At 38.8% G+C, this 7,499-nt stretch carries 7 protein-coding genes; 4 read left to right on the forward strand and 3 right to left on the reverse strand.

Annotation, left to right across the window (positions count from 1 at the left end; genetic code table 11):
* Positions 1–89 precede the first annotated feature (89 nt).
* Both ACTQ9S_RS13640 and ACTQ9S_RS13645 read left to right on the forward strand, forming a co-directional pair.
* Positions 90–947, forward strand: coding sequence for a PP2C family protein-serine/threonine phosphatase (locus tag ACTQ9S_RS13640; RefSeq protein ID WP_440455256.1), 858 nt, complete (start codon positions 90–92; stop codon positions 945–947).
* 54 nt (positions 948–1,001) lie between these two features.
* Entirely contained in the window at positions 1,002–2,096 is a 1,095-nt protein-coding gene (locus ACTQ9S_RS13645; protein ID WP_440455257.1) for a helix-turn-helix transcriptional regulator, read from the forward strand.
* A 493-nt stretch (positions 2,097–2,589) separates the two neighbouring features.
* On the opposite strand, the gene ACTQ9S_RS13650 is transcribed toward ACTQ9S_RS13645, so the two are convergent.
* Positions 2,590–4,404: an NAD(P)/FAD-dependent oxidoreductase gene (locus tag ACTQ9S_RS13650; protein ID WP_440455258.1), complete on the reverse strand. Its 1,815-nt coding sequence runs from the start codon at positions 4,402–4,404 to the stop codon at positions 2,590–2,592.
* Positions 4,405–5,125: 721 nt separating this feature from the next.
* On the opposite strand from ACTQ9S_RS13650, the gene ACTQ9S_RS13655 reads away from it, so the two are divergent.
* On the forward strand, positions 5,126–5,308 hold the full coding sequence (locus ACTQ9S_RS13655; RefSeq protein ID WP_440455259.1) for a hypothetical protein: 183 nt from the start codon (positions 5,126–5,128) through the stop codon (positions 5,306–5,308).
* Complete coding sequence (locus ACTQ9S_RS13660; RefSeq protein ID WP_440455260.1) at positions 5,301–6,713, forward strand: amidase; 1,413 nt, start codon at positions 5,301–5,303, stop codon at positions 6,711–6,713. Before ACTQ9S_RS13655 ends, ACTQ9S_RS13660 begins: the two co-directional genes overlap by 8 nt.
* A 217-nt stretch (positions 6,714–6,930) precedes the next feature.
* Here the strand turns inward: ACTQ9S_RS13660 and ACTQ9S_RS13665 are convergent, their stop codons facing one another.
* Positions 6,931–7,116, reverse strand: coding sequence for a M48 metallopeptidase family protein (locus tag ACTQ9S_RS13665; protein WP_440455262.1), 186 nt, complete (start codon positions 7,114–7,116; stop codon positions 6,931–6,933).
* 57 nt (positions 7,117–7,173) lie between these two features.
* On the reverse strand, positions 7,174–7,299 hold the full coding sequence (locus ACTQ9S_RS13670; protein WP_440455261.1) for a YHYH domain-containing protein: 126 nt from the start codon (positions 7,297–7,299) through the stop codon (positions 7,174–7,176).
* Positions 7,300–7,499: the final 200 nt, after the last annotated feature.

Below are 7,499 nucleotides of genomic sequence, written 5' to 3' on the forward strand. Positions count from 1 at the left end.
ATTACCCGTTCGCTATTTTTTTTGCCAGAAATTTATACTCAATGTTCAACACACCCTAGTCTTTATGATAAATATATAGGCTTATAATCATGATTGCTTCTCCTAATAATTGTCCTTCAAAAGATACTCCCTCTATAGCACAAGCCTGTGTAATTACCTTCCTAGGTAATGCCAGTAATAACCTGCAGCAAGATGCTTTTTTCTTTTTAGACCACTGGTATCAAGAGGACTTAGGAGTGATGGCAGTGACATCGGTTGCAGCGCCATTTTGCTTGGCAGTATCTGACGGTGTCGCAAGCTCCAATCGCTCGCAGCATTGTTCAAAGGCAGTGGTAAAAGCGATCAGGCGGTTATGGAATGATCAGAAGAGTATCTGCTCAGATAGTATTCATCACATGATTAATCAAACCAAGCATTCATATAAGCGTCATGGCGCCGCAGCAACCCTCGCAATGGTTGCCTGTGAGTTAGATAGTGCTGGAACCATAAAGGCGACGATAACCCATGTAGGTGATAGTCGTGTTTATCGGCTGCCTAAAGGCGCATCACAATGGCAGTGCTTGACTCGGGATCATAACCTGTTAAATGAACTTATTGACCAGCAGGCGAAAGAACAAGGTCGCCAAGCGAAGTTTACAGACTATAATTTAGAGGGCATGGCGGGGAGCTTATATAGCCTTACTGAATGCTTTGCATTGACGACTGATGACAGCTATACAAGCAGTGAAGCACCAGAAAGTAACTCCCGTAAGATTGATATTAATAGTGTCGACTGTATCTTGGTTTGCACGGATGGTATCCATGACTTAGTGCCGAGTCACGAATGGCAACCTCTCAGTGCTAAAACTGATTTACAAGCTTGGCTAATCAATCTTAAGAACCAAGTTTATGACTCTGATGGTAATGCTTATGACAATGGCACCGCAATATTGGTTCGTTTTGATTGAACCTTTATTTTAATAATGAGTTGATTACTTCATCAGTCTAATAGAGCAACCAATATGCCCACATATCCAATCGCAAGCTACACAAAGTCAGCACGTCTATTTGCGCTTTATCAGTATTTACCTCGTGATAAAGCCAAAGCTATCTCATTAACAGAGCTTATGATTGAATATGGTGATGATCCTAACAATTTCGCTAACGAACGTAAAAACTTAGAAAACGATTTGATTGGCTTAAACCGAATATTTACCGATATTTTTTATAGTGAAGCCTTGGTTCGAGTACCAGCGTGGGGGCAAAACATCAGTGGTAAGACAGCACGGTTTTATATTGAGCCGAGCTTTAGTATCGATATCATTAACGAGCAAACGGTGTTCTTTTGGGAGATGCTGGATAAATATACCGCAAACTATTTACCAATTTCTTTCAAGCAAAGTATTACAGATAAGCTCACTCAATTACATCGACAGGATAAGAATAATTTCCATCAAAGTCCACTAGGACAGTGGCAAGATCATCTCATTACTTTACCTAGTGTGGTACAGGCTCCTATACTTGATAATGAGGTGATTGTTAGTATTCATCAAGCTTTGCTACAAAACTGCCAATTACAAATAAGCTATCAAAATAAATGGGAAGGAAAACTAACTCAAAGAGTGGTTTATCCCAAAGGACTTATCTTTATTGACAATATGATCTACCTCACAGGCTTTAACCCTGCTGATGATCATATCGATGACGACGTGCTATTAAAAGCGCATCGTAATTTTGCGGTCAATCGTATTACTGAAGCTAATGTAATAGATAAGACATTACCTGATTGGGTAGGGCGAGATGCTTTTAAATTAGAGAGCCTGCGTAAACTTGGCAAGCTTGAGCTAAATGATGGTACTCAAATCCATTTAGTTTTGAAGGTGCAAAAATATGCTTGTCAGCATCTCTATGAGCGTCCTTTGTCAGAGGATCAAACTATTAGCATTATCGATTACGCTTGGAATGAGGTGCTCGCTACGGTTGCTAATACTCATCGTCTGCAAGATTGGCTAGTAAGTATGTCGCAATTATCAGTGGTTATTGAGCCGCCGGAACTAAAGACGGTTATTCTTGAGCGTCTAAAAAGTGGTATGCAGCTTTATAATGAAAAAAACTAAATACTCAAAAAGGTGCATTAACTTTTTGTGAAAGGTCTAGTAGTAAGGATTTTAAAAGAATAATTAAAGGATTTTTTATTGGGATGGAGAGTGTTCAAAGCTTACCAATGGAAGATTTTGCTTATATATCAGAGGCTATTGAAGCGTTATTATCTAATGGTGATTCGTCTATCTATTATAGTTCAAGTGTTACTAATGAGCCTAACTCTTTTCATTTGAAGGCGATATATGTTGAGGCGCAATAAACTTGGACTATGTTTAGAAAAGTCTGTAAATGAAAAACCGAACAACCTAAGCTGTCTGATTTTTTTGATGGTCAATTTTATTGCCTACCAACAGTTAGTCTATAACGAATGAATCACTTATTAAAGCACCTGAACTATCCCAAACTCAAAAATAGCTGACCTAATACAAAATGGCCATACTGAATCAAACCAGTACGGCCATCACACTTACCATTTTTTATAAGTTACTTGCAATAGTAACGTTCAACTTACTCTAAGTGATGAACTTCTTGTAAACCATACACAGGAGTCTCTAAACCTTCCATCCTAGCTTTAAGTTGCAGCGACAAGTACTGAGAATAATGTCGAGACTGATGCAAGTTTCCACCATGAAACCATAACGCCTGTTGCTGCGTTGGTTTCCACATATTTCTCAGCTCACCTTCCCAAGGACCTGGGTCTTTAGCTGTCTCTGAGCCCATTCCCCAACATTTACCAACTTTATCAGCTACTTCTTGTGAAATTATTTTCGCAGCCCAACCATTCATAGATCCATAACCAGTAGCATAAACAATTAAATCAGCTTCTAGCTCTGTGCCATCAGTGAGCACTACTGAATTAGACTTAATATGATCAATACTTACGTTGGACTTAAGCTTTATTTTACCTTCCGCTACAAGTTCAGAAGCACCGACATCAATATAGTAACCAGAGCCTCGACGTAAATATTTCATAAAGAGACCAGTATGATCTTCACCAAAGTCGAGCATAAAACCTGCATCAGTTAGCTTTTTATAAAAATCAGCATCTAACTCCGCCACTTTACGGTAAACAGGTTCATGAAATTGTGGCATGATTTTAAAAGGAATAGAACCGAAAGTCAGATCTGCTTTATAAGTGGTAATGCCTTTTTCAACCGCTTCTTCTGAATACAAACCACCTAATACCTCATCCATCAAGGTATCTGATTTGATAATATGCGTTGATGAGCGTTGTATCATAGTGACGTCTGCACCATTTTCCCAAAGGGCAGCACAAATATCATGTGCCGAGTTATTAGCACCCAGTACAATACATTTTTTCCCTCGATAAGCTTCACCACCCGGATGTTGACTAGAGTGATGTTGCTCTCCAGCAAAATCTTCCATGCCAGAAATTTCAGGAATGTTTGGTAGTCCCGACATACCAGTGGCTAAAACCAACTGCTTAGGATGTAATACTAAACGTTCACCTGCTCTATCAACCTCTACATTCCACTGTTGTAACTCTTCATCAAAATCAGCGCTGATACACTCAGTCGACCCCCAGTAGTTTAACTCCATAAGCTTGGTGTACATCTCTAACCAATCCCCAACTTTGTCTTTAGGGGTAAACACTGGCCAGTTCTCAGGAAAAGGAATATACGGCATGTGGTCGTACCAGACAGGATCATGCAAACATAATGACTTATAACGGTTACGCCATGTATCACCTGGTTTAGGTTGCTTATCAATGATAATGGTCGGAACTTCGAGTTGACGTAAACGAGCGCCTAGACCTATACCACCTTGCCCACCACCAATAACTAAGCAGTAAGGCTGTTCGCTATAACCAAGATTTTTCTCTTCAAGGTCACGTTTTTCCTGCCATGTTAAACGATCAGGGTTAACGCCATGTTCAGCACCTTTTGGGCGCAAATTTTTACGCTTTTCAGGGAAGTCTTTGAGCTCAACCATAGTGGTTAATAATGTCCAAGCTTTGCCGTCACGCAGACGTAAATGTCCATAGCCTCTTGCCACCTTGGTATTAAAAGTTATCCATGCTTCTATAACCCCCTCGTTTTCTACCGCTTCTTCATCAAGCTGCCAATTATATGGTTCAGTCGTTTCTAAGGTATCTGATAGCATTTCTTTAATTTCATTTTTTCCTTCTAGCGTTTTTATGTTCCAAGTAAAAGAAACTAAATCACGCCAATACCCTTCTGTTTCAAAGTACTTAGCTGCTTTTTCTATGTTTTTTGTACGTAAAGCTTGATCAAAATCCTGCAGCCAATTTGTTACTTGTTGGCTTGCGGATAATTCACTGTCTACTTTTTGATAAGTCATGAAATCCCTCTCCTTGGTTATACATATTTGACTCTATTGCTTAACTCCATGTGCAGCAGCAAAACATTCACTAAACACCAAATATTATGCTTTTCGAAGCGAATCGAAAAGCATAATCTGTTGATATAATTGAGTGTTATTTCAAAAAAGAAAATAACTATACTTAAGAAAAAGTATAGTCCATAAAGACTATAGCTTGTCTAAACAGATGTTGTCAAACTTAGTATATTGGCATTCGTATATGGCTTTGTCATTTAGATATAGCACAATGCTCTTTTCGTTGTCGGCTGCAAGCATCGCCTTCATTTCGCTACTGCTTGAGTATCTTGATAACGTTATAGTTGTAATTCACGCATCTGATAGACATCGTTCCTAAGTTAAAAAATATAACGTTTATCTAAGCGTGTTTAATATTAGAGCAATAGCTGTAATGGACTTCGTTAAAGCTGTCCTTGTTAGTATCTATCAATAAACTTAGCTAGTGGTGTAGGAGCTACTAGAGCAATTGGCGACAAACACAGCTCTCACTTTATTCTAAAGACAAGGTTGTTTATTTTTGTCTCGAAATTATCCTTTAATATGCCTGAATGGTCATTGACAGGTATCAGGTTGAATCGTATATTGATTTAGCGAGTTTAAAAAATGACGGTTGAGATCTACAGTATATATTTGCATTCGTCATCGAGTTTTATATTATTTCATCAACATAAAGGAATATAAGATGAGTATATCTATACAAGATACTTTAGCCGCCAAAGGTGTACATCCTAGCGATGAGCATTTGGTGATTATTGAACAGAAATGGAATGAGTACGAGCAGTTGAAAGGTGATTTAGAAGGCGTTGCTCTTGACGATGCTGATATTTCATTAGTTAACATTGCTGGAGGCGATCATCATGAATAAGGAATTACTAGAAAAAACCGTCACCGAACTTGCAGAACTTATTAAGACGCGTAAAGTCTCCCCTGTAGAAGTCACCGAGAACCTTTTAGAATATATTGATCATATTAATCCCAAAACTAATGCTTATATTTCTATTACAGCTGATACAGCACTAAAGAGTGCACGTAAGGCTGAAACGGAAATCACTGCAGGTAACTATAAAGGGGTTTTCCACGGCGTTCCCATTGCTTTAAAAGACAACATATATTTTGGCAAAGAACTGACTACCATGGCCTCTAAAATTCATGGTGATTTCATTCCAGAGCATGATGCCACTGTAACTGCAAAATTACGCGAAGCTGGTGCGATTTTCACTGGTAAGTTAAACATGCACGAATATGCTTGGGGTGCTGATAACAATAATCCACATTTTGGCGCCGTGCATAACCCATGGAATCCTGAAAAAATACCTGGTGGCTCAAGTGGTGGTTCCGGTGCAGCCGTTGCTTCACACAGTACTTATAGCTCTTTGGGTACAGATACAGCTGGCTCTATCCGTATTCCATCCGCTTCTTGCGGTACTGTCGGATTAAAGCCTACTCACGGCCGAGTCAGTAAGTATGGCGTTTATCCTTTAGCATGGACGTTAGATCATGTAGGGCCAATTGCAAAGTCAGTTGCAGATGCCGCAGCTATGCTCTCGACTATTTCTGGTTTTGATATAAATGATCCAACCTCTGCAAATGTACCAGCCCATGACTATTTAAGCGGTATGAACGGTAATGTTAAAGGGTTACGTATAGGGATCAATGAAGATTATTTTTTTAAAGATGTAGACTCTCGTGTAGAAAAAATTGTCCGAGATCGTATAGCAGATTTAGAGAAAATGGGTGCCGTCATCAAACCAGTATCAATTCCAACGTTACGTCATGCTCAATGGATTGTACTAGCCACTGGTTTGCCCGAAGCATCCACTATTCACCATCGTAATCTGCAAACTCGCCCAAACGACTTCGGTGCTGATATCCGTCTTTTATTTGAAATAGGTGAATTATTTTCTGGGGTAGATTATCTGCAAGCACAGCAAGCGAGACGTCAACTTAAAATAGAGTTTGTAAAAGCTTTATCAGAAGTCGATGTTATTATCACACCTACTATACCGCTTATACCACCAACTATCGGAGTAGATACAGTAGACATCAATGGTAATACAGGCAGTTATATTGAGAACAGTATCCGATTTACTGGGCCAAGTAATTTAACAGGTTTGCCTGCACTCTCAGTACCTGCAGGAATAGCCGAAGGCATGCCAGTAGGCTTGCAAATTATAGGTCGAGCCTTTGATGAAGCTAGAATACTTAATGTTGGTATGGCAATCGAGCTTATGAAGCCATTAGGTAATCATCGTCCTATTTTATCTCCTTAACTTAGTAACAAGCTCATCCAAGCCTAAAATCTGAATTGACCCCCTTAAGTTGAAAAGGCTTATGGGGGATTATTTTGGTGTATGTTGAAAATTGAGACTCTTAATTAAGAATGTATCATAATGACTAGGCTCTTTAACTATCGGAGCTTTCTCTTGATAGCTATTATTCATTCAAATAAAGCTCAGCCATGCTATCAAGTTGAGTTTTGACCGCTTTTCAATGCAGCATGACCTGAGTGAGCAAACGCCAGAATCGTTCACTGTGATTGTATTCAGCGATATGACACAGCTCATGCAATATCACGTAGTCGATACATTCTTTAGGTGCCTTAACCAAGTGCGGATTGAGGACTAAGTTGCCTTGAGTTGAGCAGCTGCCCCATTGTTTTTTCATCGATAGTATCTTGAAGGTAGGGGAGAGATTAAAATTTAATTAAGCCTCTATCTTACCTAATGTTTTTTAATGGCAGTGGTAATCACCTGTTTTAGTGTTTTTATGGCAACCTGAAGCGTTAGTTCCACCACTATGAGCAATAGCAGCAGAAGCAAATGTTGCTGCAAGTAATACAACTAATAGTTTTTTCATAGATTCATTCCTTGAGTGTTAAGTTTAATTACAAACCATAACATACATATTGTAATAAAAATGAATATCTATTCAAATTTTAATGCTTTTATTTATTTTTATTAAGTTCAGCTATGCTATATCTACAAATTATTTAAAGATACTGCCCATATCACGTGTTCATAGGATTAGCTGCGTTTACATAGTGTAGTTACATGTTA

The sequence above is a fragment of the Psychrobacter sp. ASPA161_9 genome, from assembly GCF_051970275.1.
Taxonomy (GTDB): Bacteria; Pseudomonadota; Gammaproteobacteria; order Pseudomonadales; family Moraxellaceae; genus Psychrobacter.

Coding starts and splice junctions, on each gene's coding strand:
- ACTQ9S_RS13650 (WP_440455258.1), bottom strand. CDS start 4,404: ATGACTTATCAAAAAGTAGACAGTGAATTATCCGCAAGCCAACAAGTA.
- ACTQ9S_RS13660 (WP_440455260.1), top strand. CDS start 5,301: ATGAATAAGGAATTACTAGAAAAAACCGTCACCGAACTTGCAGAACTT.
- ACTQ9S_RS13655 (WP_440455259.1), top strand. CDS start 5,126: ATGAGTATATCTATACAAGATACTTTAGCCGCCAAAGGTGTACATCCT.
- ACTQ9S_RS13645 (WP_440455257.1), top strand. CDS start 1,002: ATGCCCACATATCCAATCGCAAGCTACACAAAGTCAGCACGTCTATTT.
- ACTQ9S_RS13640 (WP_440455256.1), top strand. CDS start 90: ATGATTGCTTCTCCTAATAATTGTCCTTCAAAAGATACTCCCTCTATA.
- ACTQ9S_RS13670 (WP_440455261.1), bottom strand. CDS start 7,299: ATGAAAAAACTATTAGTTGTATTACTTGCAGCAACATTTGCTTCTGCT.